24 protein-coding genes are annotated in these 25,109 nt (G+C 74.0%); 15 read left to right on the top strand and 9 right to left on the bottom strand.

What is annotated here, in order from left to right; translation table 11 throughout:
- The first annotated feature begins 27 nt into the window (after positions 1-27).
- The gene (locus Ani05nite_RS03890) at positions 28-1,041 is read left to right on the top strand and encodes a LacI family DNA-binding transcriptional regulator (protein WP_203764853.1); all 1,014 of its coding nucleotides are present in this window, start codon (positions 28-30) and stop codon (positions 1,039-1,041) included.
- A gap of 46 nt (positions 1,042-1,087) precedes the next feature.
- On the opposite strand, the gene Ani05nite_RS03885 is transcribed toward Ani05nite_RS03890, so the two are convergent.
- The 3 genes from Ani05nite_RS03885 to Ani05nite_RS03875 form a co-directional block, all read right to left on the bottom strand.
- Complete coding sequence (locus Ani05nite_RS03885) at positions 1,088-2,131, bottom strand: glycoside hydrolase family 26 protein (protein WP_203764851.1); 1,044 nt, start codon at positions 2,129-2,131, stop codon at positions 1,088-1,090.
- A 169-nt stretch (positions 2,132-2,300) separates the two neighbouring features.
- The gene (locus Ani05nite_RS03880; protein ID WP_203764843.1) at positions 2,301-2,741 is read right to left on the bottom strand and encodes a MarR family winged helix-turn-helix transcriptional regulator; all 441 of its coding nucleotides are present in this window, start codon (positions 2,739-2,741) and stop codon (positions 2,301-2,303) included.
- Positions 2,738-3,118, bottom strand: a complete 381-nt coding sequence (locus Ani05nite_RS03875) for a hypothetical protein (protein ID WP_203764842.1) — start codon at positions 3,116-3,118, stop codon at positions 2,738-2,740. The genes Ani05nite_RS03880 and Ani05nite_RS03875 overlap by 4 nt, the downstream gene beginning before the upstream one ends.
- A gap of 95 nt (positions 3,119-3,213) precedes the next feature.
- On the opposite strand from Ani05nite_RS03875, the gene Ani05nite_RS03870 reads away from it, so the two are divergent.
- From Ani05nite_RS03870 to Ani05nite_RS03830, 9 genes are all read left to right on the top strand, one after another.
- Positions 3,214-4,029, top strand: coding sequence for an isocitrate lyase/PEP mutase family protein (locus Ani05nite_RS03870; protein WP_203764840.1), 816 nt, complete (start codon positions 3,214-3,216; stop codon positions 4,027-4,029).
- A gap of 84 nt (positions 4,030-4,113) precedes the next feature.
- Complete coding sequence (locus tag Ani05nite_RS03865) at positions 4,114-4,785, top strand: enoyl-CoA hydratase-related protein (RefSeq protein WP_203764839.1); 672 nt, start codon at positions 4,114-4,116, stop codon at positions 4,783-4,785.
- Between the two features lie 24 nt (positions 4,786-4,809).
- Positions 4,810-5,481 (top strand): AAA family ATPase, encoded by a 672-nt coding sequence (locus tag Ani05nite_RS03860; RefSeq protein ID WP_203764837.1) that lies wholly within the window; start codon positions 4,810-4,812, stop codon positions 5,479-5,481.
- Between the two features lie 218 nt (positions 5,482-5,699).
- Entirely contained in the window at positions 5,700-6,254 is a 555-nt protein-coding gene (locus tag Ani05nite_RS03855) for an RNA polymerase sigma factor (protein WP_203764835.1), read from the top strand.
- Positions 6,251-6,967, top strand: coding sequence for a hypothetical protein (locus tag Ani05nite_RS03850; protein WP_203764821.1), 717 nt, complete (start codon positions 6,251-6,253; stop codon positions 6,965-6,967). Before Ani05nite_RS03855 ends, Ani05nite_RS03850 begins: the two co-directional genes overlap by 4 nt.
- Complete coding sequence (locus Ani05nite_RS03845; RefSeq protein WP_203764818.1) at positions 6,964-7,710, top strand: ABC transporter ATP-binding protein; 747 nt, start codon at positions 6,964-6,966, stop codon at positions 7,708-7,710. Before Ani05nite_RS03850 ends, Ani05nite_RS03845 begins: the two co-directional genes overlap by 4 nt.
- The gene (locus tag Ani05nite_RS03840; RefSeq protein WP_203764808.1) at positions 7,707-9,167 is read left to right on the top strand and encodes a hypothetical protein; all 1,461 of its coding nucleotides are present in this window, start codon (positions 7,707-7,709) and stop codon (positions 9,165-9,167) included. Before Ani05nite_RS03845 ends, Ani05nite_RS03840 begins: the two co-directional genes overlap by 4 nt.
- The gene (locus Ani05nite_RS03835; protein ID WP_203764805.1) at positions 9,164-9,799 is read left to right on the top strand and encodes a hypothetical protein; all 636 of its coding nucleotides are present in this window, start codon (positions 9,164-9,166) and stop codon (positions 9,797-9,799) included. The genes Ani05nite_RS03840 and Ani05nite_RS03835 overlap by 4 nt, the downstream gene beginning before the upstream one ends.
- Positions 9,800-9,851: 52 nt before the next feature.
- The gene (locus tag Ani05nite_RS03830) at positions 9,852-11,420 is read left to right on the top strand and encodes a GGDEF domain-containing protein (protein WP_203764802.1); all 1,569 of its coding nucleotides are present in this window, start codon (positions 9,852-9,854) and stop codon (positions 11,418-11,420) included.
- Between the two features lie 13 nt (positions 11,421-11,433).
- Here the strand turns inward: Ani05nite_RS03830 and ald are convergent, their stop codons facing one another.
- Both ald and Ani05nite_RS03820 read right to left on the bottom strand, forming a co-directional pair.
- Entirely contained in the window at positions 11,434-12,549 is a 1,116-nt protein-coding gene (gene ald / locus Ani05nite_RS03825) for an alanine dehydrogenase (RefSeq protein ID WP_203764799.1), read from the bottom strand.
- Complete coding sequence (locus Ani05nite_RS03820) at positions 12,546-12,752, bottom strand: hypothetical protein (protein WP_203764796.1); 207 nt, start codon at positions 12,750-12,752, stop codon at positions 12,546-12,548. The genes ald and Ani05nite_RS03820 overlap by 4 nt, the downstream gene beginning before the upstream one ends.
- Before the next feature lie 126 nt (positions 12,753-12,878).
- On the opposite strand from Ani05nite_RS03820, the gene Ani05nite_RS03815 reads away from it, so the two are divergent.
- Together Ani05nite_RS03815 and Ani05nite_RS03810 are read left to right on the top strand one after the other, a co-directional pair.
- On the top strand, positions 12,879-14,195 hold the full coding sequence (locus tag Ani05nite_RS03815) for a helix-turn-helix domain-containing protein (RefSeq protein WP_203764794.1): 1,317 nt from the start codon (positions 12,879-12,881) through the stop codon (positions 14,193-14,195).
- Positions 14,192-15,532 (top strand): helix-turn-helix transcriptional regulator, encoded by a 1,341-nt coding sequence (locus Ani05nite_RS03810; protein ID WP_203764791.1) that lies wholly within the window; start codon positions 14,192-14,194, stop codon positions 15,530-15,532. Before Ani05nite_RS03815 ends, Ani05nite_RS03810 begins: the two co-directional genes overlap by 4 nt.
- 11 nt (positions 15,533-15,543) lie before the next feature.
- On the opposite strand, the gene Ani05nite_RS03805 is transcribed toward Ani05nite_RS03810, so the two are convergent.
- From Ani05nite_RS03805 to Ani05nite_RS03790, 4 genes are all read right to left on the bottom strand, one after another.
- Entirely contained in the window at positions 15,544-16,992 is a 1,449-nt protein-coding gene (locus Ani05nite_RS03805) for a M28 family peptidase (RefSeq protein ID WP_203764787.1), read from the bottom strand.
- Positions 16,993-17,061: 69 nt separating this feature from the next.
- Positions 17,062-19,419, bottom strand: coding sequence for a M4 family metallopeptidase (locus Ani05nite_RS03800; RefSeq protein ID WP_203764785.1), 2,358 nt, complete (start codon positions 19,417-19,419; stop codon positions 17,062-17,064).
- 32 nt (positions 19,420-19,451) lie between these two features.
- The gene (locus tag Ani05nite_RS03795) at positions 19,452-20,783 is read right to left on the bottom strand and encodes a carbohydrate-binding protein (RefSeq protein ID WP_203764768.1); all 1,332 of its coding nucleotides are present in this window, start codon (positions 20,781-20,783) and stop codon (positions 19,452-19,454) included.
- A 135-nt stretch (positions 20,784-20,918) separates the two neighbouring features.
- The gene (locus Ani05nite_RS03790; RefSeq protein WP_203764765.1) at positions 20,919-21,776 is read right to left on the bottom strand and encodes a carbohydrate-binding protein; all 858 of its coding nucleotides are present in this window, start codon (positions 21,774-21,776) and stop codon (positions 20,919-20,921) included.
- Positions 21,777-21,971: 195 nt separating this feature from the next.
- Between Ani05nite_RS03790 and Ani05nite_RS03785 the strand changes: the two genes are divergently transcribed.
- The 3 genes from Ani05nite_RS03785 (at position 21,972) to Ani05nite_RS03775 (ending at position 25,051) form a co-directional block, all read left to right on the top strand.
- A complete protein-coding gene (locus Ani05nite_RS03785; RefSeq protein ID WP_239129225.1) occupies positions 21,972-22,712 on the top strand; it encodes a lytic polysaccharide monooxygenase in 741 nt (246 codons plus the stop codon).
- A 92-nt stretch (positions 22,713-22,804) separates the two neighbouring features.
- On the top strand, positions 22,805-23,566 hold the full coding sequence (locus Ani05nite_RS03780) for a molybdate ABC transporter substrate-binding protein (RefSeq protein WP_203764744.1): 762 nt from the start codon (positions 22,805-22,807) through the stop codon (positions 23,564-23,566).
- A 27-nt stretch (positions 23,567-23,593) separates the two neighbouring features.
- Complete coding sequence (locus Ani05nite_RS03775) at positions 23,594-25,051, top strand: glycosyl hydrolase family 18 protein (RefSeq protein ID WP_203764739.1); 1,458 nt, start codon at positions 23,594-23,596, stop codon at positions 25,049-25,051.
- Positions 25,052-25,109 lie beyond the last annotated feature (58 nt).

Raw genomic sequence — 25,109 nt, 5'->3', positions numbered from 1 at the left:
GCAGTCAGGGCGAGCGGAGGGAACCACATGTCGGCACCGGCCTCGTCCCGACCGCCGACGCTCGACGAGGTGGCCGAACGCGCGCAGGTGTCCCGGACGGTGGCCTCCCGGGTGATCAACAATGGCCCGCACGTGAGCCGCGCGAAGCGGGACGCGGTGCAGAAGGCCATCCGCGAGCTGGGGTACACGCCGAACCGGACCGCGCGGGCGCTGGCCACCCGCCAGACCGGCGTCGTGGTGCTGGCGATCTCCGGGGACGGGCCGGGCGTCTTCGCCGATCCGTTCTTCGCGCAGATCATCGTCGGCGCGTGTGCCGCGCTCGAGCGCACCGAGCTGCACCTGATGCTCAGCCTGGCCTCGCCCGGCCACGGCCGGCGGCGGCTGGAGAATCTGCTGCAGACCCGGGGCGCCGACGGGGTGATGCTGGCGGCCCTGCGCGGCGACGACGCGCTGATCGACATCGCGGCCCGCGCGGGACTGCCGACCGTCTTCATCGGGCTGCCGGTGCGCGGCACGCCGCCGTTCTACGTCGAGGTGGACAACGCCGGCGGGGCGCGGGCGGCCACCGAGCACCTGATCGGCGGCGGGCGCCGCCGCATCGCCATGATCGCCGGACCGGACGACACCGCGGTGGGCCGGGAGCGCCGTCGCGGCTGCGCCGAGGCGCTGACGCTGGCGGGGCTCGCGCCGTACGCCGTCGAGCCCGGGGATTTCACCGAGGCCGGCGGGGCCGCCGCGATGCGCGCGTTGCTGAGCGCGCACCCCGACCTGGACGCCGTGGTCGCCGCGAACGACAACATGGCGGCCGGGGCGTTGCGGGTGTTGCGGGCGGCGGGCCGGTCGGTGCCCGGGGACGTGGCGGTGACCGGCTTCGACGACCTGCCCGTGGCGACGCACACCGATCCGCAGCTCACCACGGTTCATCAACCGGTGCAGGCGCTGGGCCGCGAGGCCGCCCGCATGCTGGTCGACCTGCTCGACGGCGGCCGGCCCGCCCCGCTCGTCGTGCCCACCACCGTGGTCGTGCGCGAGTCGGCCTGACGGGCCGGCGGCGCGGCGCGGGGACGCGCACGCCGCCGGCCGATGCTCACGCCGGCCGCGACCGGGCGTAGTCGGCGGCGACGCGGGCCAGTTCGTGACCACGCCCGCGCATGTACCGCTGCTGCGTCCAGGCGGTGAAGGCGGCGAGCGCGGCCGGCGACGAGCCGGGCGCCCAGGGCTCCTCCTTGATCACGTCGAAGTAGGTGAGCAGCCGCAGATCCGGGTACGCGCCCGAGCGCAGCGTCGCGTCCATGTCCCTCAGCCACTGGGCCTTGTCGCCGCCGTCCTCGGTCGACGCGAACTCGCCGAGCATCACCGGCCGGCGCGGCGCGATGGCGCGGGCCCGGGCGTACGCGGCGGCGAACGTCGCGTCGAAGCTAGCCCAGTGGTCGCCGGCCGGGTCCCACGACGGGCCGAAGCCCCAGTTGTAGCCGTCGATGCCGACCCAGTCGACGTACCGGTCACCGGGGTAGGCGGCGGCCGGGTCGTTGTAGGCCTCGTCCGGTGACGAGCCGTTGTTGAAGGCCCACACCCATTGCACGTTCCGCGCCCCGGCGGCCACGGCCACGTCATGGACATGCCGGTACGCCCGCACGTACAGCGAGGGGTCGGCGTCGTTGTTGGCGATGCCCCACGGGTACCAGTTGCCGTTGAACTCGTGACCCCAGCGGACCAGGACGGGCCGCCGGACGGCCGCGAACTCCCCGGCCCGGGCCCTGATGTAGCCGTCCCACGCGCCGTCGATGATGTCCCGCAGGTGGATCTGCCCGGGGTCGCCGGGGCCGAGGGCGGTGTTCCAGGGCTCCCAGGTGTAGTGCGGCATGATGCCGCGCCGCCACAAGGCCCTGGCCTCGGCGACGGGGAAGGCCAGGCCGCTCGCCCAGTTGTCGAACCACATCACGCTGGCCGGGGTGACGTCGTACAGGCTCTCGACCTCGGTGGCGACGGCGCCGGGATCGCCCGGCCGGAACATGCCCAGGTACCGGGCCGGCGCCGGGCACCGGCCGGGCTGCGCGTGGGCGGCGCCGGCATCGGAGAGCGTCAGTGTGACCGCGGCGGCCGCCGCACCGAGCAGTGTTCGCCTGCGCAAAGTGTCCCCCAGACAGGAAGAAAGAGCGCTCTCCACTGATTGGAAGCGCTTCCGGTCATAAGGTAGGACTCGCGGTCATCGATGTAAAGAAGGGGTTTCCGAAGGAGGCTTTCTCTCGGCCAGTCCGCATGGAGGTCGATGGAAGCGCTTCCAGAAGGCGGCCTGCAGGTCAGCTGTCCACCGTGTACGACCGATCGACCAGCTCGGCCATGGCCAGCAGGAAATCGCGGCGCCGACGCTCGCTCCAGCCCTCCGTCAGCCGATCGAAGATCCGCTCCTGCCAGGCCTGCGCCTGTTCCAGCAGGGTGTGCCCGGACGCGGTGACCGCCGCCTGACGCCGGCGACCGTCGGTGTCCGGCGAGCTCATGGTCAGGTAGCCGGCCGCCGCCGCACCCTTGATCAGCCGCGACGCCCCGCTCTGGTCGATACCGATCTCCCGGGCGACGGCATTGACCGTGGCCGGGAGCCCGCGCCCGACCAGGGCGTCGACCGCCTCGGTGACCAGCACCAGGCGGCCCCGCTCGGCGGCCCCGGGACCGCCGGACCACGACCGGCGTGACCAGTGCCGGACGAAGGCGAACAGGGCCCGCCCCGGCCCGGGGTCGCTCATTCGGTGGCCGCCATCTCGCGGCAGATGAACGCCAGCTCCAGGGCCGACCGCAGATCGGGCAGCCGGAGCGAGGCCGTCACCTTCGCGCCGGCCACCCGGAACACCGTCGCCACCCGGGTCGGCGCCTTGCTCCGCGGCCAGGTGGCGTCCTGCTCGACGACCATGAGGCTCGCGCTGACCGGATGCCACGACCGCGGGACGAGCGTGACCCCGGACCGCCGCACCCACTCCGCGAACTGCGCGGGCGTGATCGGCCCGGCGCCCTTCGGCCCCAGCACCACGATCGGATCACCGACCGCCCGGGCCGACCGCTCCGGGTCGCCGCTGTTCACGCTCAGGTGCCACTCGTTGATGGCGGCTTCCAGCACCGGCTCCATCGCCAAAGTCTATGCGAATCGCATACGTATGGGAACCGGGCCGGAATCGACGATGATGGGATGTTCGTACGCCGACTCGACGTGGTGGTGGACTCATGACGACCGCATCCTCGACCGACAAGGCCGCCGCCCTGCTCGCCCTGCACGCGGGGCGCGGCTTCGTCCTGCCCAACGCCTGGGACGCCGGCTCCGCCCGCATCCTCGAGCAGGCCGGCTTCCCGGCCATCGCCACGACCAGCGCGGGCATCGCCTGGTCCCACGGTATTCCGGACGGCGAGGCGCTCGACCGCGAGGTGATGCTCGACCAGGTCGGTCACATCGTGGCCGCGGTGGGCGTGCCGGTGACCGCGGACCTGGAAGCCGGCTACGGCGCCACCCCGGACGACGTCGGCCGCACCGTGGCCCGGGCGGTGGAGCTCGGTGCGGTGGGCGGCAACCTCGAGGACGCCGGCCGGGACGGACTCTTCGGCATCGATGAGGCCGTCGACCGCCTGCGGGCCGCCCGGTCCGCGGCTCCCCGCGGCACCTTCGTGCTGAACGCCCGCACCGACACGTACTTCGCCGGCACGGCGGGCGACGCGTTCGCCGCGACCGTCGAGCGGGCGGTTCGGTACGTCGAGGCGGGCGCCGACTGCGTCTTCGTGCCCGGCGTCGTCGACAGCGACACCATCCGGCGGCTCGCCGCAGCCATCCCGGCCCCGCTCAACGTGGTGGCCGGGCTGGCCAACCTCATCGACGCCCCCACGCTGCTCTCCCTCGGCGTCAAGCGGGTGAGCCTGGGCGGCAGCCTGGCCCGGGCCGCGCTCAGCACCGTGGAGCGCGCCGCGCGGGAACTGTTCGACTCCGGCACCCTCGGCTTCCTCGACGGCGCGATCCCCTACGCCGACATGCAGCGCCGCTTCGGCGCCTGATCACCGCCTTGAGCCACAAGTTACCGAGCGGTAGCATCGCGGGGCGGCTCGCCCCGACCTTCCGCCCACCCGTCAAGGAGCGCCATGCCCACTCTCGACCGTCAGGACGACGTGTTCATCCTCGACATCGGCGCCGGCGAGAACCGTTTCCACCCGGACTGGATCGCCTCGGTGAACGCGGCGCTGGACGAGGTGGAGCAGGCCGGCGAAGCCCGCGCCCTGGTGACGGCCGCGACCGGGAAGTTCTTCTCCAACGGCCTGGACCTGGACTGGCTCGGCGCCCACCCCGATCAGTACCAGCCCTACGTGGTCAGCGTGCACGACCTGTTCGCCCGCCTGCTGGCGCTGCCGGTGATCACCGTGGCCGCGTTGCAGGGACACACGTTCGCCGCCGGCGCGATGCTCTCGCTGGCCCACGACTTCCGGGTGATGCGGGCCGACCGCGGCTACTGGTGCCTGCCCGAGGCCGACATCGACATCCCCTTCACCCGCGGCATGTCCGCCCTGATCCAGGCCCGCCTCACCGCGCCGGCGGCCCACGAGGCGATGACCACGGCCCGCCGTTACGGGGCACCCGACGCGCTCGCCGCCGGCATCGTCGACCGGGCGGTCGACGAGGAGTCGGTGCGCCGTACGGCCGTGCAGCTCGCCGCCGCCCAGGCGGGCAAGGCCGGCCCCACCCTCGGCACGATCAAGGCCCGGATGTACGCGCCCGTCCTGGACACCCTGCGCGACCGGGACAACCCCCTCGGCTGACGGCGAACGGGACGGGGGCAGGACATGCAGCAAGGCACCCGCGGCGAGTTGCTGGACCGCCTGGCCGAGGCAGTCGGCGCCGTCCCGGCCGGACATCCGACGCGGGTCGCCATCGACGGACCGCCCGCCGCGGGCAAGACCACGCTCGCCGACGAACTGGCCGCCGTCCTGCGCGCCCGGGGCCGCCACGTCCTCCGCGCGACGATCGACGATTTCCTCGTCCCCCGGGTCCGGCGCTACGCGCGCGGCGAGTACTCGGCCGAGGGCTGCTACTTCGACGCCCATGACCACGACGCGCTGAACCGGGTGCTGCTCGATCCGCTCGGCCCGGGCGGAGACCGGCGCTTCCGGACCACGGCGTACGACCGCACCGCGGACACCGCACCGGCCCCGCCGCTCAGGACTGCCCCCGCGACTGCCGTGCTGCTGTTCGACGGCGTCTTCCTCATGCGCCCCGAGCTGATCGACCGGTGGGATCTGCGCATCCTCGTGTCGACCGCGCTCGAGAGGACCGTGGCCCGGGCCCTGGTCCGCGAGCGCGGGGTGGCGTCCCGCGCCGCCGTCGAACGACGCTGGCGCGAGCGCTACCTGCCCGCCCAAGCGCTCTACTTCGCCACGGTCGGGCCGGCCGGTCACGCCGACATCGTCGTGCACAACGACGAGCCCCGGCAGCCGGCCTGGGTGGCCCGCTCCTGAGCGGCCCGCCCCGTCGTTGACTTCCGGCGCAACCTGCGCCCCGCCGATTAGGACCGGCCGGCTGGCCGACGGGCTCACCGGATCGGACCCCGGTCACCCTCCCTTTCCGTCCTAGGAACCTGGTACACATGACGTGTTGCCGCAGACGCCGGGTCGCCGCCACGCAGAAATTCCGCGTCACCGTGAACCGGATGCCGCACGGATGCAACAGACAAGCGATGGACGACGACGAGCTGATCGCCGCGGTAGCGGCCGGTGACGACGCGGCGTTGCGGGAGTTGTTCTCGCGGCACGCGCCGTGGATGGCCGCGCGGCTGCGGGCTTCGCTGCCGGCGGCCGACGTCGAGGACGTCCTGCAGGAGACCTTCCTCGCCGTGTGGCGGGGTGCCGCGGGCTACCGCTCGGAGAGCGCCGGCGGCTGGCTGTGGGGAATCGCGCGACGGCAGGCCGCCCAGTGGCTGCGCCGCCGCGGCCCCGCCGAGCTGGCGCTGCCGGCCCCGCTCTCCGCCGACGGGCCGCACCCGGCTGATCCGGCGGAAGCGGCGCTGTCCCGAACCGTGCTCGGTGAAGTGGTCGACGCGCTCGGGCCGGAGGGCAGTCCCCACCGTGAGACGTGGCGACTGATGTACGTCGAGGAGAGGACGGTGGCCGAGGTGGCCGAGCTGATGGGTGTTCCGCCGGGCACGGTCAAGAGCCGCGCCCATCGGGTCCGCCAGCTGATGCGTGCGGCCCTGCGGCGGTCGGACCCGCTGGCCGGCGGGCGCGGGCGATGACCAGCGGCCGTGCGGACGCCACCGGGCCGGTCCCGCCCGACGTGGATCTGGGCCGCGTCTGGATCGCGGTGGCCGAGCAGGTGTGGCGGCGCCGCCCGGGGCCGCCGGAGCGGTTGGCCGCCCGGATCCTGGGTTCGCCCGGCCTGGCCCGGGCGCTGGTGACCACGCCGTCGCTGCTGCTGGGGTGGGTCATGGCCACGGCCGTGGTGCTGGCGGTCGGAACGCTGGTCACCCGGGGCACCGGGACGCCCTACGTGGCGCTGGGCGCACCGGCGATCGCCGCGGTGGGCATCGCCTACGCCTACGGACCGGGGATCGACGCCGCCTGGGAGCTGATGGGCAGCATGGCGGTGAGCCATCGGCTGGTGCTGCTGGTCCGGGCGCTGACCGTGTTCGGGCTGAACGCGCTGCTCGGGCTGGCCGCGTCGGCCGCGTCGGGAGCGGCCGCCGCGATGACCTTCGGCTGGCTGATCCCGATGACCGCGTTGTGCGCGCTCGCCCTGGCGGTGTCCACCCTCACCCGGTCGGCGAACGCCGGTGCGGCCGCCGGCCTGGCCGGCTGGGTGCTCACCCTGCTCTCCGGGCGGGCGGCCACCGGACAGGTCGCGGCCGCGGTCACCGACACCGCCCTGACCCTGCCCTACCTGACGGTCGCCGCCGGCTGCGCCGCGATCGTGGGGTACGCGACCCGGACCTCGAGAGGACCGTCATGAACGTCGAGATCACCGACCTGACCCGCCGATTCGGCCGTGTGCGGGCCGTGGCTGGCGTGAGCCTGCAGGCCGGTCCGGGCGTGCTCGGGCTGCTGGGCCCGAACGGCGCGGGCAAGACCACGCTGCTGCGGACCCTGGCCACGGTCATCTCGCCGTCGTCGGGCCGGATCCGGCTGCTGGGCCGCGATCCCGGTGCCCACCGCCAGCGCCGGGAGATCCGGCGCCGGCTCGGCTACGTGCCGCAGAACCTCGGGTACTACCCGGGTTTCACCGTGGTCGAGTTCGTCGAGTACTTCGCGCTGTTGAAGGAGATGCCGCCGGCGACGGTGTCCCGCGCGGTGGCGTCCACCGTCGAGCGGGTGGGGTTGGGCGACAAGGCGACGGCGAAACTGCGGACGCTCTCGGGCGGGATGCTGCGCCGGGTGGCGATCGCGCAGGGAATCGTCAACGAACCGGAGCTGCTGCTGCTGGATGAGCCGACCGCCGGGCTCGATCCCGAACTGCGGGTGGAGTTCCGGGCCCTGCTGCGCGAGCTGGGGCAGCGGGCCACGGTGGTCGTCAGCACGCACCTGGTCGAGGATGTCGGCTCCGCCTGCGCCCGGGTCGCGTTGATGGATCGGGGAAGGGTCGTCTTCCACGGCACGCCGGCGGAGCTGAGCGCCCGGGCCGAGGGTACGAACGCGGCGGGCGACGCGCCGCTGGAGCGCGGTTACAGCGCCGTGTTGGCGGAGTCGCGGTCATGACGGCCGCCCCTCCGGCGCCGACGGTCCGGCTCCGGCGCTCCGCCGGCGTACCGCTGCCGGGGGCGCGCCGGCTGGTGCGGCTGGAACTGCGCCGCAACGCGATGCTGTGGCTGCTGCCGTGGGCCGTCGCCCTGTTCGGGCTGGTCGCCCACCGTACCGGGGCGGCTGCCCCACCGCTGTGGAACGTCCGCGCCATGTCCATGCAGACCGGCGCCCTGGCGGTCTTCGTGCCCACGGTGATCGGCGCCGCGGCGTGGATGGGGTCGCGGGAGGCCCGCCTCGGCCTCACCGACCTGCTCACCGGCACCGCCCGGTCCCGGTGGGCCCGCCACCTCGCCAGCTGGGCGGCCACCAGCTGCTGGGCGCTGGCCGCCTACCTGGCCGGTGTGACCGTCCTGTACGCCGTCGTCGCCCGGCAGGCGGCCTGGGGCGGTCCGCTGTGGTGGCCGGCCGCCGTCGGCGCCGCGACCATGCCGGCGTTGTCCGCGCTGGGTTTCGCCGCCGGGGTGCTGCTTCCCAGCCGGTTCACCGCGCCGCTGGCCGCCGTGGGCGTCTTCGTCACGCTGGAGCTCAGTCTGCAGCTGATCCACGGCGGCAGGTCGCCCCTGCAGGTGCTGCCGGTGGTCGCCGGACCCTGGGAGCTCGGGACCGACGCCGGCGTGGCGGTCTTCCACCCGTACCTTCCGGACCTGCCGGTCGTCCAGCTGATGTTCCTCGCCGGCCTCACCGCGGCCCTGGTGGCCGCCCTGGGGTTGCCCGCGGGTTCCGCGGGGCCCCGGTCGCGCCGGGCCGCCGCGGCGATCACCGCGGCCGGACTGCTGCTGGCCGGTACCGCCACCGCGCTGGCCGGCACCGGACGGCTGGACGAGCACGGCCTGATCGCCATTCCGGCCTTGCATTCGGCCGCCGGGGACCGCCCGGTCCCGTACACCCCGGTCTGCAGCACCACCGCCATCCCGGTCTGCCTGCACCCGGCCTACACCGCCTACCTGGCCGCCCTGGCGGCCCGCCTCGCACCGGTGCTCAGCGACGTGGCCGGCCTGACCGGCGCGCCCGTTCGCCTCAGTCAAGCCGCCACCGTCTACGAGCAGGGACCCGGCAACACCGTGGAGATACGCATGGCGGCACCCCGCATCGGCGGGACTCCCCCGGTGCTGCACTTCCTCCTGCCCGTTCAGCTGGCCGGGCCCACGATGACCGTCGACCAGGCGGCCGACGCCGTACGCGCGGAAGCCGGACCCGCCCTCGTGGCCACCGTCATCGGGGACGTCACCGGCCCGGCCCAGGCCGCCGTCACCGCCGCCCTGCTGGGCACCGCCGCGCCGGCAGCGGATCCCGCGACGGTCGCCGCGGCACGTCGATTCGCCGCGCTGCCGCCCGCCACGCGGCACGCCTGGCTTCTCGAACACCTCCCGGCCCTGCGGGCGGGTCGCCTGCCCCTGGCGCGTGTGCCATGACACCGGCGAGAGCGCCGTCGCGGCCGCCGGCCCTGCGCCTGATCCGCATGCACCTGATCAGCCGGCACGTCCCGGCCGCCGTGGCCGTCATGCTGGCCTGCGGCATCGCGCTGCGGATCGCCCTGCACTGGCGCTGGAACACCTACGGTGCGCTGCAACTGCCGCTGATGATCGAGACTGCGTGCGCCGTGACCGTCGCGATGGCCGCGGCCAGCCCCTTCGGCGAGCCGGAACGCGCCGCCGGGCGATGGCTGCCGTGGCTGCGGCTGGGTGTCGCGGTGGCCCTCACCGCCATCGCGGCCGGCGCGCTGGCCGCGGCCGGAACCGGTGGCGCGCACCTGGCCGGCGGCGCTCCGGCCGTGCTCCGCAATCTGGCCGGGCTGACCGGCATCGGCCTGTTGTGCGCCGCCACCCTCCGCGGGGCCCTGGCCTGGACCGGCCCGGTCGCCTACATGATGATCGCCGTGTACGCGCTCTACACCCGATGGCACGGACCGGCCCAGAGCACACCGTGGATCTGGCCGGCCCGGCCACCGCACGACCTCCGCGCCGCGCTCTGCGCCGCCCTGGTGTTCGCCGCCGGGGCCGTCGTCGTCACCGTTCGCGGGGCTCGCGACCCGAACGACGACTGACGGTGCACGCCCGGCCGCTCAAGTCGGGCGATTCCCCGCCGATCGGGACGGCATGCTGGACAACGCCGAGGTCATGCGCCTGGTCGCGGCAGCGCACGAGGGTGACCCGGAGGACGTGCGCCGCACCGTCGAGGCGCGAATGATCGGGCTGTCCGGCAGCGTCGAGGACGGGCCGGCCGGGCTGCACTACGTCCGTACCGTGGCGTTCCGCGCGGCCGGAGCGCACCGGGAGGCGCTGGCGGCCTGCACCCTCATGGTGGCCGCCGCGGACCGGGAGCAGAGCCCCGGCTGGCGGGCCAACGCGCTGGCGCTGCGGGCGATGCTGCGGATCGTGCTCGGCGACAGCGACCTGGGCGAGCACGACGTCGACGGGGTGTTGCGGGACCTGACCGAGGCGGAGGCCGCCGCCGCCGACTCCGCCGATCCGATGGTGGTCTCCAGCGCGCACAACGTGATCGCGATCGGCTACTACACCCTGCGGCTGTACGAGCTGGCCGATCCGCACTACACCACCGCGTACGAGCTGATGACCCAGCTCGCGCCGGCCGGGTCCGCCCTGGTCACCTTCCAGGTCAACCTGGCCGAGCTGCACCTGGCCTGGGCGCTGGAGCTGTACCGGGTCGGCCGGCTGGCCGAGGCCGAGGAGCACAGCGCGGTGGCCCTGTCCCACGGGTTGCTGGCCGGTCAGCTCGCCCCCACCGACAGCCCCTACTGGCGCGACGTGGCCGGTCTGTACGTCGGCTGCGCCCAGGCCGACGGCGACGACCCCGCCGCCGCGGCCGAGCTGATCCGCCGGCATGCGGAGCCGCTGCGGGCCGGCCGGTACCTCGACTGGTGGCGGTTCAGCGTGCCCTTCCTGGCCGTCGCCCTGGCCCGCAGCGGGCGCCGGGCGGAGGCCGTGGCGCTGGTGGAACAGGTCCTGGCCGAGCTGCCGGCCGACATCGAGTGGTACAACGTGGCGGCCCTGACCCACACCCACGCCATCCTGCTGAGCGCGGACGGCCCGGCGGACCTGCGGGTGGCGCTGCGCTACGGCGACTGCCTGGCCGCCGCGCTGTGGCGTCAGCGGCTGCAGACCCTGCACGCCGTCCGGACGATGCGCTCGTTGCAGCAGCTGCGGGTGGAACACGAGCTCGTGGCCCGCTCGGCGGACACCGACGCGCTGACCGGGGTGCCCAACCGGCGGGCCTACGACCGGGAACTGGTGCGCCGGGCCGGCGGGGCGGCCGGCGTCGAGCACACGGCGGTCCTGGTCGTCGACCTGGACAGGTTCAAGGCCCTCAACGACGGCCAGGGCCACGCGGCCGGCGACCGGGCGCTCACGGCGATCGCGGCCGCCCTGGCCGCGGAGACGCGGGCCGGCGACGTGCTGGCCCGGATCGGCGGCGACGAGTTCTGCGTGTTGCTCGACGCCGTCGACGACCGGGCCGCCGCCGAGGTGGCCGAACGCATGGTCCGCCGGGTGCGCGCGCTCGGCCTGACCGTCACCGCCAGCATCGGCGTCGCGTCGGGACCGGCCGGCGCCCTGAGCGACACCCTCGCCGGCGCCGATCACGCCATGTACGCGGCCAAGGCCGCCGGCGGCGATCGGATCCACTGGGCTGCCGCGGCTGCGGTGTAGGCCCGGCTCAGGCTCAGCTGAGCACCTCGGCCAGCGACAGCGCCTGCATACCGTGGGCCTCGGCGACCGGACCGTAAGTGACATGCCCCGCGTGGGTGTTCAACCCCAACGCCAACGCCGGATCAGCCTGGACCGCATCCCGCCAACCCCGGTTGGCCAACTCCAACGCATACGGCAACGTCACATTGGTCAACGCATACGTACTGGTATGCGGCACCGCACCCGGCATGTTCGCCACGCAGTAGAACATCGACTCATGCACCCGATACACCGGATCAGCATGCGTGGTCGGCCGCGAATCCTCGAAACACCCACCCTGATCGATCGCGATGTCGACCAACACACTGCCCGGCTTCATCCGCGACACCAACTCGTTCGAGATCAGATTCGGCGCCTTCGCCCCCGGCACCAACACCGCACCGATCACCAGATCCGCGTCGATGACCGCCTTCTCAATCTCATACGCATTCGACGCGATCGTCTGCAAATGACCCCGATAGTCGGCATCCGCCGCCCGCAGCCGAGCGATGTTCTTGTCCAACACCAACACCTCGGCCTGCATACCCAACGCGATCGCCGCCGCGTTCATCCCCGACACCCCGGCCCCGATCACCACAACCTTGGCCGCGTACACCCCCGGCACCCCACCCATCAGCACCCCACGGCCACCACCAGAACGCATCAAGTGATACGAACCGACCTGCGGGGCCAACCGCCCAGCAACCTCCGACATCGGCGCCAACAACGGCAGCGAACGATCCGCCAGCTCCACGGTCTCATAGGCGATCCCGGTGACCTTACGATCCAGCAACGCGTCGGTGCACTCCTTGGACGCCGCCAGATGCAGGTAGGTGAACAACACCTGCCCCTCCCGCATCCGGCCGTACTCCTGCGCGATCGGCTCCTTAACCTTCAAGATCAGATCCCCGGTCGCCCACACCTGGTCCGCACCGTCAAGGATCGTGGCCCCCGCCGCAACATAATCAGCGTCGGTGATCGACGAACCGGCACCCGCACCAGCCTGCACGAACACCTCATGCCCGGCCCGGTCCAGCTCGAACACCCCCGCAGGAGTGATCGCGACCCGGAACTCGTTGTTCTTCACTTCGCTCGGAATGCCGACCTTCATGAGTCGACACCGTCCTTTCCGGAGGGCTGGTTGCGCTGGGGACTGCCGGCCGCCGGTTCGGCCGGCGTGAACAGGATCTCGCCGGTGTCCGGGTGGCGGCACAGGTAGCTGTTGTCCAGGTGCAGCCACCCCCACAGGTCCTCGTGCCACAGCGCTCGGCGGCAATGCCGGCAGAGGACGTCCGCGCCGGCGTCGTGACTCATACCCACCCCTAGACACACCGTAGTTAACCGGAGTTGCTGGGAGAGTAGCAAGGCACCCGGCGGCGTCGCGCGCCCGGGACCGGCCGCCCGAAATCGGTGAGGATTAGGGTGGAGCGGGGAGGTGGCGTGACGACGAAGCCGCTCGAGGCGTTGCGGGAGAACGGCGAGCCGGCCGGGGTGGGTCCCCGCATCCGTCGCCTACGCCGGGCGCACGGCCTGACCCAGCGCGAGCTCGCCCAGCCGCACTACAGCCGGACCCTGCTCGCGGCGGTGGAGGCCGGCACCCGCAACCCCAGCGAACCGATGCTCACCCACGTCGCCCAGCGCCTGGGGGTGGACCCGGACGACCTGCGGTACGGCCGGCCGCCCGGCGCCGCCGCCGACCTGAACGACGCGCTCCAGCGGGCCCGGCGCCTGCTGTCCGAGGGCAAGATCGGCTATGCCGAGGACGAGTTCCGCCGGGTACGGGCCGACGCGTCCCGGTACGCCCTCACCGAACCGGCCGGCTGGGCCGGCTACTGGCTGGGTGAGGCCCGCCTGCAGAGTGGCGACCTGCGCGGGGCCGAGGAGCAGTTCGGCCGCGTCCGCGACGAACCACCATCGACACCGCGCACGGCTGCGGTGGCCCGGTGGGCGTACTGCCGGTTCGCTCGCGGCGACCTGTCCACCGCCCTGGCCGTACTGCAGGAGGAGCTGCGGGCCCCGGCCGAGCTGCCCGCCCACGCGGACGGGCGGTTACGCCTGTCGGCGTCCCTGCTCTACATCTTCGTCGAGCTGGACTGGCGCGAGCGGGCCCGCCGGCTGGAGGCCGACGCGCAGGCCCTGCTCCCCCAGGCCACCGTCCCGGAGTGGCTGGCCCACTTCTACACGACGGCGGGCCAGCTGCGGCGGAGCCCGGCGGAGCTGCCCGAGGCGGAACGGATGTTCACCGAGGCCGGCCGGATCTATCGCGAGCTGGGGCTGACCCGCGAGGTCGGCCTGTGCCACTGGGCGCACGGATACGTGCTGCGCCGGGTGGACCGGCTGCCGGAGGCGGCGCGGGAGCTCTCCGCCGCGGCCGAGATCCTGCGGGCGGTCGGCGCGACGCAGGACCACGCCGGGGCGACGCTGGAGCTGGCGGAGGTGTGCCGCCGGCAGGGCGACCTGGACCAGGCGGCCCGGCTGGCCACCGAGGCCGGCCGGATCTCCCACGACGTCCACCACGCCGAGTGCATGGCCGAGGCGGACCGGCTGCTGGGCCTGGTCGCGGTGGGCCGGGGCGACCCGGCCGCGGGCGAACGGCTGCTGACCCGGGCGGCCGCCCGCTACGAGCAGACGGGCCTGATGGCGGAGCTGGTCCGGACCTGCCGGATGCTCGGCGACGTCCTGCTGGAGGCCGGCCGCGAGGCCGACGCGGTGGTGGTCCTGCGGCGGGGCCTGCACGCGGCGGAGAAGATCCGGTGAGCGGCGACCGCACCGGGCCCGAGCCCGGCGCCGCCGAGGCGGTGGGCCGGCGCATCCAGCAGCTGCGCACGGCCCGCGGGCTCACCCAGCGGGAGCTGGCCGCGCCGCGATACACCGGCGCGTACGTCTCGTCCGTCGAGGCCGGCCGGCGGATGCCGTCCACCGACGCGCTGGCCCACTTCGCCGAGCGGCTGGGCACCAGCCGGCAGGAGCTGCTCACCGGCCGGGCGCCGGCCCACGACCTGCGCATCGATCTGGAGCTGGCGCTGGCCGAGGCGGCGGCCGGCCCGGATCCCGCCGCGGCCGAGGCGGCGTACCGGCGCCTGTCCGCGGAGACCGGCCGCGCGGGCGACACCCTGCACGCCGCGCAGTGCCACCTCGGGCTCGGCCGGCTGGCCCTGGAACGCGGCGAGCCCGAGCGGGCCGTCCGGGAGTTCGACGAGGCGGCGCGGCTGTCGGCCGGCGCGCCGGCGCACCTGCGGGTGGGTCCGGTCATCGGGCACGCCGAATGCCGCCGGCACCAGGGCGATCCCCGGTACGGCGCGTACCTGTTGCGGCAGGCGCTGACCGAGCTGACCGAGGCCGGGCTGCCCGACCCCGACGCGCTGCTGGGGCTGCACGCGCACCTGGCCCTGTGCCACCACGACCTCGACGACGACGCGGAGGCGGCCGACGCGGCCGCGGCGGCCCTGGCCCTGGCCGGCCCGCGGGACGCCGCCACGGTCGCCGATCTGCACCTCAAGGTGTGCCGGACCCTGCTGGCCCGCGGCGACACCAGGGCCGCCGAGGTCGCGTTGCTGCAGGCCCGGCAGGCACGCCGGCAGGCCGCGCTGGCGGTGCCGCTGGCCGGCTGCCGGGTCATCCGCGGCCGGGCCCGGCGCACGAGCGGCGACCTCGCCGCCGCGCTGCGCGACCTGGCGGACGCCCACGCCAGCTTCGTCGCCGCCGGCCGGGCCGGCCTGGTGATCGACAGCGCGGTCGAGCTCGCCGAGGTGTACCGGGCGCTCGGTCGCCGGGCGGAGGCCCGCCAGCTGCTGGCCGACCTGGCCCCCGGCGGGCCGGCCGGCGCGCGGGTGCCCGCGGCCGACCGGGTGCTGGCCGCGCTGGCCACGGACGACGGCGACCTGCCCGCCGCCGAACGTCACCTGCGGGACGCGGCCGACGGCTACCGCCGTACCGGTCCACGACGGCACCTCGCCGCCGTCGTCCTGTCGCTCGCCGACAACCTCGAGGCTCAGGGCCGGGCGGCCGAGGCCGTCGCGCTGTTGCAGCAGGGGCTGGCCGATGTGGAGCGGCTCTCCGGGGAGCCCAGCCGGCCGGCCGTCGCGGCCGACTGAGCCGGGCCGGATCAGCAGGGGCCGGCGTCGCTCCAGACCGCCCAGGAACCGGGCGCCCCCGGTTCCGCGCCGGTGGAGTACCACGTCGAGTTCCACAACCGGCCCAGGTGCGCGGCCCGGTCACCGGGCGCGTACGCCTGCGTCGCGCTCCAGGCGCTCACACCCCCGCAGCCGCCCGGCGGAGTCCCGCCGGGAACAGTCACGGTGAACCGGGCGGTCTGCGTGGCGGAGGTGCCGGTGCCGGTGACGGTCAACGCGTACGTACCGGCCGTCGCGGAGGCCGACACCGCCACCGACAGCGTCGCCGAGCCGCCGGAGGTCACCGGCGACGGGCTGACCGTCGCACTGACCCCGGCCGGCGCACCGGACACCGACAGCCGTACGGGCTGCGCGCTGCCCGAGGTCGTCACGGTCGACACCGCGGCGGTGGCCGAGCCGCCCGGCTCGACGGTCGCCGACGACGGCGACACCGACAGCGAGAAGCCGTCCCCGGCGGGCGGCGGGCCGTCGCCGACCGCCTGGCTCCACACGGCGGTGGCCATGGCGTTCACCGCGCGACCGAGCGGCACGTCGGCGATGTTGGCGGTGGTGTCGCAGGCGCTGTGATAGCAGGAGTCGTACGACGCGTTGGCGGTCCCGCCCCACTTCTGCGCCTGCGCGGCCGTCTTGCGGGCGCTGGCGCCCGCGGCCACCCCGCTGCTGGCGATGCCGGCGTTGCGGAAGGACGCGTCGTCGGAGCGGTTGACCCCTTCGACGTTCTCCTCGGTGGGGACCCCGATCGCGTCGTAGTAGCTCTTCAGCGACGCGGCCAGCGGCGTGTTGATGTTGTTGACGAAGTAGCCGGCGTTGCGCGAGGCGATCATGTCGAAGTTCAGGTACCCCGTGATCCGCGCGCGCTCGGCGGCGGAGAGCCGGCCGACGTAGTAGTCGGAGCCGCGCAGGCCCTGCTCCTCGTCGGCCCACCAGGCGAAGCGCACCCGCCGGGTCATGGCCGGGTGCTGCCGCGCGAGGGTCAGCGCGACCTGCAGGACGCCGGCCGAGCCGGAGCCGTTGTCGTTGATGCCCGGTCCGGCCCGGACGCTGTCGAGGTGGGCGCCGAGCATGAGGACCTGGTCGGCGTCGCCGCCGGGCCACTCGGCGATCAGGTTGGGCGACTGGGCCGTGCAGCTCGGGCACGGCTGCCGGGTCACGGTGTAGCCGGCGGTGCGCAGCTTCTGCTCGACGTAGCTCACCGAGGCGGTGTAGCCGCCGGCGCCCGCGTACCGGTTGCCGCCGTTGCCGTTGGCGATCGCCTGCAGCTGCGCGAGGTGCGCCTTCACGTCGGTGACGCTGATCTCGGGAGCGGTGGTCAGGGTGGGGACGGTCGGGGTCGAGGTGGCGGACGCGGAGGTCGCCGCGATGACCGGTACGGCGAGAGCCAGGGTGGCCGCGACCGCGGTGAGGGTCCTGCGGTGTCGCACGGTTTCTCCTAGGGGGTAGGCGGAGCGGGCCCGGGGGCGCCGGGCCCGCTCCGTCGCGCCGGAGGGGGATCAGCAGGGTCCGGCGTCGCTCCAGACCGCCCACGACCCGGGCGCACCGGGCTCGGCACCGGTCGAGTACCAGGTGGAGTTCCACAGGTGACCGTTGTACGAGACCTTGTCACCGGGCAGGTAGCCCCGGCTGGCACTCCACGCCGCCACGCCACCGCAACCCTGCGGCGGCGTTCCGCCGGAGACGGTCAGGGTGTAGGTCGCCGTGTGCGTGCCGCGCGTGCCGCTCCCCGTCACCGTCAGCGGGTAGGTGCCCGCGGCGGCGTTGGAGGAGACCGAGACGGTGAGGGTGGCGGAGCCACCGGAGGTGACCGACGAAGGGCTGACCGAGGCGGTGACGCCGGTCGGTGCGCCGGTCACCGACAGGCTCACCGGCTGGGCGCTGCCGGAGGTGGTGGCCGTGGCGACCGAGGCGGTGCCCGAGCTGCCGGGTGCCACCGTGCCGGACGCCGGTGCCACCGACACCGAGAAGTCGTCGCCCGTGGGCGGCTCATCGGTGGTGACCGTGACCGTGTAGGTCGCGGTGTGGCTGCCGGAGGCGGCCGAGCCGGTCACCGTGACGGCCTTGCTGCCGACGGTCGCGGTCGCGGAGGCCCGCAGGGTCAGCGTGGCCGTCTGGCCGGCCGTGACGGTCGCCGGGCTGAAGGTCGCCGTGACGCCGGCGGGCAGGCCGGACGCGGCCAGCGTGACCTGCTGCGCGTTGCCGCTGCTGACCTGGGTCGCCACCGTGGTGGTCACCGCGGTGCCCTGCTGGAGGGTGCCGGACGACGGGCTGACGGACAGCGAGAAGTCGTTCGACGGGCCCGGGGTGCCGCACGCCGGCTCGCCGGACTGGGTGCCGATGCTGACCGCGCTCCACGCCGCCTTGGTGCTGGCGCACTCCTGCGAGTTGGCGCCGAACAGGTTGACCGCGGCCCGGACGGTGGCGCCGCGGTACCGCGGTGCGCTCCAGCCGGAGGTCTTCATGCTCATCGCGGCCATGAAGATCTGGCCGGCCTTCTGGATGCCGACGCCCGTCACGGTGCTGCCGTCACAGGTCGGGCTGGCCGGGTTGCCGTTGGCCGGCCGGCTGCCCTCGGCGAGCAGGTAGAACCAGTGGTTGGTGGGTCCCGCCGCCGCGTGCACCTCGGTGCTCGGGATGGACGACGAGTAGCAGCTCGGGTCGCCGTTGGTACCGGGGTTGTCCATGTACCGGATCGGGCCGTTGCCGACCAGGTTGATCTTCTCGCCGACGGTGTAGTCCGCCGGGTCGCTGGGGTTGTTGGCGTACGCCTCGGTCAGCGCGCCGAAGATGTCGCCGGTGGCCTCGCCGAGCCCGGCCTCGCTCGCGGTGCCCGCGCCGGTGAACTGGTCGATGGCGTGGCCCATCTCGTGGCCGACCACGTCCATGCTGACCGCCTGGGCGGAGTTGGCCCGGTTGTGGCCGAAGGTGCCCGACCGCCCGTCCCAGTAGGCGTTCACGTCGTTGAGGCCGACGTAGAGCGGGAAGCCGCGGCCGTTGCCGTCGATGCCGCGCCGGCCCAGCCACGACTGGAGCATGTTCCATTCCTGCTGGACGCTGTAGTACGCGTCGACGCAGGCCGTCTGCAGGTCGGTGCCGGTGCCGGTGCCGCCGTTGCGGTAGGTCTGCTTGGTGCTGTTGTTGGCACAGGACAGGCCCGCGCGCTGCGGGTCCTGGAGCAGGCCGCCGTTGGTGTCGATCTGGACGGAGCCGTTGAGGTAGCCGCGGGCGGCCTCGGAGACCACGTCGTCCCGGGTGGACAGCACCTTGCCGGTCAGCGCGTCGACCCACACGTGCAGGCTGCTCGGCGCGCCGTCGCGGGTGCCCAGGAGCTGGCTCTCGTAGGCCAGCCGGGGCCGGGCGGTCAGCGCGTACACCACGAGCTGCGGGTCGGTGGCGGTGGACACGGAGTCGAGTTGGGCCCGGGCGGTGGCGCCGGCTCGGGCCGCGGACAGCCGCGGCTGCAGCGAGGAAAGGTGGACCCGGCCGTGCGCGGCGGCGAGGGTGTCGCGCACGTGGCCGGACGAGTCGACCACGACGGTGGCGTCGCCGCCGACGACCGGCACGCCGCGGTAGGTGCGGTCGTAGGTGATGTACTGCAGGCCCCGCAGGCCGCTGACCGCGCTGCGCCGCAGGAACGCGTCGTTCGGGCCCTTGGCCAGGGCGTCGAAGCCGCTCGTGGCGGCCCGGTCGGCGGCGGCCAGGGCGGTGGGGGTGGGTACGCCGGCCGCGGTGGTCGCCGGGGTCGGCGTCCGCGGTTGCTCGGCGGCGCCGGCGCTCGTGTCGAGGCCCAGCGCTACCGTGGCGGCTCCGGTGGTGATGACCACCAGCGCAGCCAGTACGGATCTGCTTCTCACCGAATCTCCTTACAGGGGTTGGGATCGGGGGGTCAGACGCGCTGCCACAGCGCGGGGACGTTGGGCGGTTCCCAGCCGGTCATCGCGGTGTGCGCCTGCAGGCAGCGGTAGGTCACGCCGGCGTAGGAAACCTGCGCCCCGGCGGCGTAGCCGGTGCCCGCCTGCCAGGTGGTGCCGCCCGGTCCGGGCGGGGCCGTGGTGGTGGCGGTGGGCTGCGGGCCGGGGCCGCCGGAGGTCAGCAGCGTCAGGCCGTACGCGGCCAGGATGGGGTTGACCGGCTGGAAGTACATGACGCCGCCGGAGGTGCAGTTGCCGGAGCCGCCGGAGGTCACGCCCTGCGCCTGGCTGCCGGCCAGCCACGAGCCGCCCGAGTCGCCGGGCTCGGCGCAGGCGTCGGTGCGGGTCAGCCCGGAGACGGTGCCCTCGGCGTAGGTGACCGAGGCGTTCTTCTGCTGGACGGTGCCGCAGTGCCAGCCCGTCGTGGAGCCGGAGCGGCAGACCGCGGCGCCGACGGGGGCCTCGGTGGAGCCGGCCACCGCGACGGTGCCGCCGCTGTAGTTGTTCACCAGGGCGCGCGGCGTGTTGCCCGCGTCCACCCGCACCCAGGCGTAGTCGCGTCCCGGGAAGGTGGAGCCCTGGAAGGTTCCGGCGGGCTGGCTCGTCCGGGCTCCCGCCCGGCCGCAGTGCCCGGCGGTGACGAAGCCGCCGGTGACCGAGAAGCCGACCGAGCAGCGGGTGCCACTGCCGATGTAGTAGGCATTGCCGCCGATCACGTCCTGGTACGGGCGCGGGTCCTCGGTGCTGGCCCGCACCCGGACCGCGGCGGGGTCGGCGCCGGCGCGGGTGGCGAAGGTGCGGGCGGCGGCGAGGCCGTCGGGGCGGGCGAGGACCACGACGGAGTTGGTGACCACGTCGACGTACCAGCCCGCCACCTCGGCCGGGGCCGGCGCCCGGTTGAGGCGCTCGGCCGCGGCGGTCAGTTGCGCCTCGGTGCGCCGTACCCGGACGGGCTCCGCGCCCAGGGCCCGCACCGCCGCCACGGCGGCGTCGTCGTTGACGCCGACCGTGACGGCGGTCCCCCGGGTGGAGACCCACGTGCCCGCGTACCGGGTCCCCAGAGTCCTGCGCAGCACCTGCTCGATCCGGCCGGCCCGCTGGTCGGTGGCCAGGCGTTCGGTGGCCTGCGCCGGGGTGAGGCGCAGGTCGCGCTGCAGCGCGGCGAACATCGCGGGCGCGACGCCGGCCGGCGTGACGTCCGGCCCGGCGCCGGTGGTGCCCGCGTCGGCGGGCACGGTGACAGCGAGGGCCGCGGCCACGGCGGCGCTCAGCAGGGCCGTCAGAACGGCGGCCGGTCGTCGGTGCATGGGGATCTCCTTCGGTGGAGGCGTACCGAAATGAAACCTGGCAGTTAACTGCCGTTATCTGTGATGTGGCGAACCATAGGCGCGCCGGCGACGCTGGTCAATAGCAGATGGTCGATGGCCTGGCGGGCCGGCGGATCACCCGCGGCGCCACAGCGCCGGCACGGCCGGCGGCTCCCAGCCGGCCTGCGCGGTGTGCGCCTGCAGGCAGCGATAGGCCGAGCCGGCGTAGGTGACCTGGGTCCCGGCGGCGTAGGAGACCCCCGGCGCCCAGCTGCCGCCGGGCTGCGGCGGCGGGCTGGCCGGCCCGCTGGTGGGCGGCGTACCGGGCGCCGGCGCGACGTCGAGGACGAAGTCGAACGAGGCCTCCTGGGCCCCGCCGGCCGCGCGGACCGTCATCAGCAGGCGCGGGTCGAACAACGTGTCGGTGTTGTTGCGGGGCTCATTCGGAAAGTACAACTGCGTGGTCAGCACCGGACGGTTCGGCGCCTGCGCCTTGACGTGGATGTGCCGGGTACGCCCGGGATACAGACCGGGCACGATCGTGGTCAGCGTGAAGGCGCCCTGCGCGCCGGTGAACTGGTGTCCCCGCAGCCGGAACCCGGTGTTGTCGTACGCGCCGTCGGCATCGGCCTGCCAGAAGTCCAGCAGCACGTTCGCCAAGGGCTGGCAGGCGAGGCCGAAGACGTAGCCGGTGACCGTGAGGCGGACGCCGGCCAGGCCGGGTTCGAGCAACGACCGGCGCTCGGGCGAGGACGGCTTGAAGTAGGGACCCTCCATCTGCGAGGGCGTGGGGTCGTCGCCGTCGTCGCAGAACGGGGTCGGCGCGAGCGGCGGGCCCGAGGGCGTACCGCCGAACGCCCGGGCGGCCCCGCCCAGCAGCAACGGCGCCGGGACCGCGAGGGCCGCGGCCTTGAGCAGGTTCTTGCGGCTGATGCCGGACGGCTCGGTCCGGGCCTCGGCGGACGGGTCGTGGTTCTCGATCGGGGCGGCCATGTCGGCTCTCCTTCGCTCGGATCGCACCGACGTTACGAACGCCGCCGGGCGCCGACGATGGACTCCGCAACGCAAGCCTGGTGTCTTTCACGCCCCCGGGAATCCCCGGAAAACTTACTGTTGACAAAGTTAACTATTAACCATTCTCATGGATCGCAGTGGATGAGTCGAGCCACGAAAATCCGAAGGAGCACGATGGATCTCACGAAGAGAGCGGCCGCGCTCGGGGCCGCCGTCCTGGTGGCGCCGCTGGCGTCGGTGGTCATGGCGGCCACCCCGGCCAGCGCGCACGGTTGGGTCACGAACCCGCCCAGCCGGCAGGACCAGTGCGCCACCGGCGCGGTCGCCAACTGCGGCGGCGTGCAGTACGAGCCGCAGAGCGTCGAGGCGCCCAAGGGCGCCCGGACCTGCAGCGGCGGCAGCGGGTACACCGCCCTGGACGACGACAGCGCGGGCTGGCGGGTGACCAGCATCGGCAGCACGGCGTCGTTCACGTGGCGCAACACCGCCGCCCATCGCACCCTCAACTGGCAGTACTACGTCGACGGCCAGCTGCACCAGACGATCAGCGGCAACGCGTCGCAGCCGCCGTCCACCGTGTCGCACACCCTGACCAACCTGCCCGCCGGGCGGCACAAAGTCCTCAGCGTGTGGAACATCTACGACACGGCGAACGCCTTCTACGCCTGCATCGACGTGAACGTCGGCGGCGGCGCCACCACCCCGCCGACCACACCCACCACGCCACCGACCCAGCCCACGACGCCACCGCCCGCCGGCGCCTGCGCCGCCGCGTGGAGCGCGTCGGCGGTCTACACCAGCGGCGCCGCCGTGTCACACGGCGGGCACAACTGGAACGCTCGCTGGTGGACGCAGGGCGAGGAACCCGGCGCGGCCGGCCAGTGGGGTGTCTGGCAGGACAAGGGCGTCTGCTGACCGTGCGCCGGCGGATCGGCCTCATCGGCGCCGTGGCGGTCCTCGCCGCAGCCGGTTGTACCGCGGGTCCACCCGCCGGGGGCGGCGCACCGGTGTCGTCCCCGCAACCGGCGACGGCGTCCCCGGCCGCCGCGGCCCACCGGCACCAGCACGATGCCGGCCGGGCCGGGCCGGCCGACCCGGCCCGGTCCGCCGAGCCCGAGGGCGCGCTGGTCGTGCACGCCGACGAACAGGTACGCACGGCGTTCGGCATCCTCGTCGAGAAGTTCGAGGCCGCCTATCCCGGCACCGACGTGCTCGTCGAGTTCGGGCCGAGCGCCCGGCACGCCCAGCACATCGTGGCCGGCGCCGCGGTCGACGTCCTGATCTCCGGCGACGCAGCCGCGACCGCGCGGGTGGTCAGCGCCTCCGGGGGCAGGCCCTCGGTGATCGCCCGCAACCCGCTCGTCATCGCCGTGGCCCGCCGGGACGGGCCGGTGCACAGCGTCGCGGACCTGCGCCGTACCGGTGTCCGGGTCGCGGTCTGCGCCGCACGGACCCGGTGCGGAGACGCGGCCCGCTCCCTGGTGGACGTGCACCCGGCCGTGACCGCGGCGGACGGGCCCGCCGCGGTGGCCGCGGTACGGGCCGGCACGGCCGACGCGGCCCTGGTCCACCGCACCGACATCGTCGCCGCCCGGGCGGACCTGCCCGCCATCGACTTTCCCGCGGCCGTCCAGCACGCCGACCAGTACACCGTCGTACGGCTCGGCCAGGACGACAACCGCACCGCCGCGGACGCCTTCGTGGCCTTCACACACTCGGCGCTGGCCCAGCGTGTGTTGTCCGACGAGGGCTTCTCGCCGGCGGGATAGACCCAGCCGGAACAGATCGGAGTTGACATGAGAATTGGCATGCGTCGCGTCCTGTGGGCGGGCGCCGTGATGGTGGTCGGAGGGGCAGCCACGCTGCTGTCCGTCTCCACCGCCTCAGCGGCAGTGCCCTGTGCGTCGCCGTGGAGTGCGGCCACGGTGTACACGGGCGGGCAGACCGCCTCCTACCAGGGGCACAACTACTCCGCGAAATGGTGGACCCAGGGCGACGTGCCGACGGCCGCCGGGCAGTGGGGCGTCTGGGCCGACAAGGGGGAATGCGACGGCGGCACCGAGCCGTCCACCCCACCGTCCACCCCACCGTCCACCCCGCCGACGACACCCTCGACCCCGCCCGGCACTCCCCCGCCCACCGGCGACAAATGGGTGGTGGGCTACTTCGCCGAATGGGGCGTCTACGGCCGCAACTACCACGTCAAGAACATCGACACGTCCGGGTCGGCGGCCAAGATCTCGCACATCCTGTACGCGTTCGGCAACACCGCCAACGGCCGCTGCTCGATCGGCGACTCCTACGCCGACTACGAGAAGGCCTACACCGCCGACCAGTCCGTCGACGGCGTCGCCGACACCTGGGACCAGCCGCTGCGCGGATCGTTCAACCAGCTCCGCAAGCTGAAGAAGAAGTACCCGCACCTCAAGGTGATCTACTCGATGGGCGGCTGGACCTGGTCCGGCGGCTTCACCCAGGCCGCACAGAACCCCGCGGCGTTCGCCGAGTCCTGCTACAACCTGGTCGAGGACCCGCGCTGGGCCGACGTCTTCGACGGCATCGACATCGACTGGGAGTACCCCAACGCCTGCGGGCTGACCTGTGACACGAGCGGCCCGGACGCCTTCAACAAGGTGATCACCGCGCTGCGGGCCCGATTCGGTCCCAGCAACCTGATCACGGCGGCGATCACCGCGGACGGCAGCACCGGCGGCAAGATCGACGCCACCGACTACGCCACCGCCGCGCAGAAGCTGGACAAGGTCTTCCCGATGACCTACGACTTCTTCGGCGCCTGGGCCGCGCAGGGCCCGACCGCCCCGCACTCGCCGCTGACCTCGTACCCCGGCATCCCGCAGCAGGGCTTCTGGTCCGACGCGGCGATCCAGAAGCTGAAGAGCAAGGGCATCCCCGCCGCGAAGATCCTGCTCGGCATCGGCCTGTACGGCCGCGGCTGGACCGGCGTCACCCAGACCGCACCGGGCGGCACGGCGACCGGCGCGGCGCCGGGCACCTACGAGGCCGGCATCGAGGACTACAAGGTCCTCAAGAACAGCTGCCCCGTCACGGGCACCGTGGCCGGCACCGCCTACGCCAAGTGCGGCAGCAACTGGTGGAGCTACGACACCCCGAGCACCATCGCCGGCAAGATGACCTACGCCAAGCAGCAGGGTCTGGGCGGCGCGTTCTTCTGGGAGTTCTCCGGCGACACCAGCAACGGCGAACTGGTCACCGCCATCAACGGCAACCTGTAACCACCGTGAACGGGGCGGGGAGCCGGGCGTACCGGCTCCCCGCCCGTCCCGGGAGGCA

This window comes from Actinoplanes nipponensis, from assembly GCF_016862275.1.
GTDB lineage: Bacteria > Actinomycetota > Actinomycetes > Mycobacteriales > Micromonosporaceae > Actinoplanes > Actinoplanes nipponensis.
Note: the sequence above shows the minus strand (reverse complement) of the source record. Positions and strands in the feature narration are given on the sequence as shown.

Coding starts and splice junctions, on each gene's coding strand:
- Ani05nite_RS03860 (WP_203764837.1), top strand. CDS start 4,810: ATGCAGCAAGGCACCCGCGGCGAGTTGCTGGACCGCCTGGCCGAGGCA.
- Ani05nite_RS03875 (WP_203764842.1), bottom strand. CDS start 3,118: ATGGAGCCGGTGCTGGAAGCCGCCATCAACGAGTGGCACCTGAGCGTG.
- ald (WP_203764799.1), bottom strand. CDS start 12,549: ATGAAGGTCGGCATTCCGAGCGAAGTGAAGAACAACGAGTTCCGGGTC.
- Ani05nite_RS03790 (WP_203764765.1), bottom strand. CDS start 21,776: ATGGCCGCCCCGATCGAGAACCACGACCCGTCCGCCGAGGCCCGGACC.
- Ani05nite_RS03835 (WP_203764805.1), top strand. CDS start 9,164: ATGACACCGGCGAGAGCGCCGTCGCGGCCGCCGGCCCTGCGCCTGATC.
- Ani05nite_RS03785 (WP_239129225.1), top strand. CDS start 21,972: ATGGATCTCACGAAGAGAGCGGCCGCGCTCGGGGCCGCCGTCCTGGTG.
- Ani05nite_RS03775 (WP_203764739.1), top strand. CDS start 23,594: ATGAGAATTGGCATGCGTCGCGTCCTGTGGGCGGGCGCCGTGATGGTG.
- Ani05nite_RS03855 (WP_203764835.1), top strand. CDS start 5,700: ATGGACGACGACGAGCTGATCGCCGCGGTAGCGGCCGGTGACGACGCG.
- Ani05nite_RS03870 (WP_203764840.1), top strand. CDS start 3,214: ATGACGACCGCATCCTCGACCGACAAGGCCGCCGCCCTGCTCGCCCTG.
- Ani05nite_RS03820 (WP_203764796.1), bottom strand. CDS start 12,752: ATGAGTCACGACGCCGGCGCGGACGTCCTCTGCCGGCATTGCCGCCGA.
- Ani05nite_RS03840 (WP_203764808.1), top strand. CDS start 7,707: ATGACGGCCGCCCCTCCGGCGCCGACGGTCCGGCTCCGGCGCTCCGCC.
- Ani05nite_RS03830 (WP_203764802.1), top strand. CDS start 9,852: ATGCTGGACAACGCCGAGGTCATGCGCCTGGTCGCGGCAGCGCACGAG.
- Ani05nite_RS03850 (WP_203764821.1), top strand. CDS start 6,251: ATGACCAGCGGCCGTGCGGACGCCACCGGGCCGGTCCCGCCCGACGTG.
- Ani05nite_RS03880 (WP_203764843.1), bottom strand. CDS start 2,741: ATGAGCGACCCCGGGCCGGGGCGGGCCCTGTTCGCCTTCGTCCGGCAC.
- Ani05nite_RS03795 (WP_203764768.1), bottom strand. CDS start 20,783: ATGCACCGACGACCGGCCGCCGTTCTGACGGCCCTGCTGAGCGCCGCC.
- Ani05nite_RS03845 (WP_203764818.1), top strand. CDS start 6,964: ATGAACGTCGAGATCACCGACCTGACCCGCCGATTCGGCCGTGTGCGG.
- Ani05nite_RS03890 (WP_203764853.1), top strand. CDS start 28: ATGTCGGCACCGGCCTCGTCCCGACCGCCGACGCTCGACGAGGTGGCC.
- Ani05nite_RS03865 (WP_203764839.1), top strand. CDS start 4,114: ATGCCCACTCTCGACCGTCAGGACGACGTGTTCATCCTCGACATCGGC.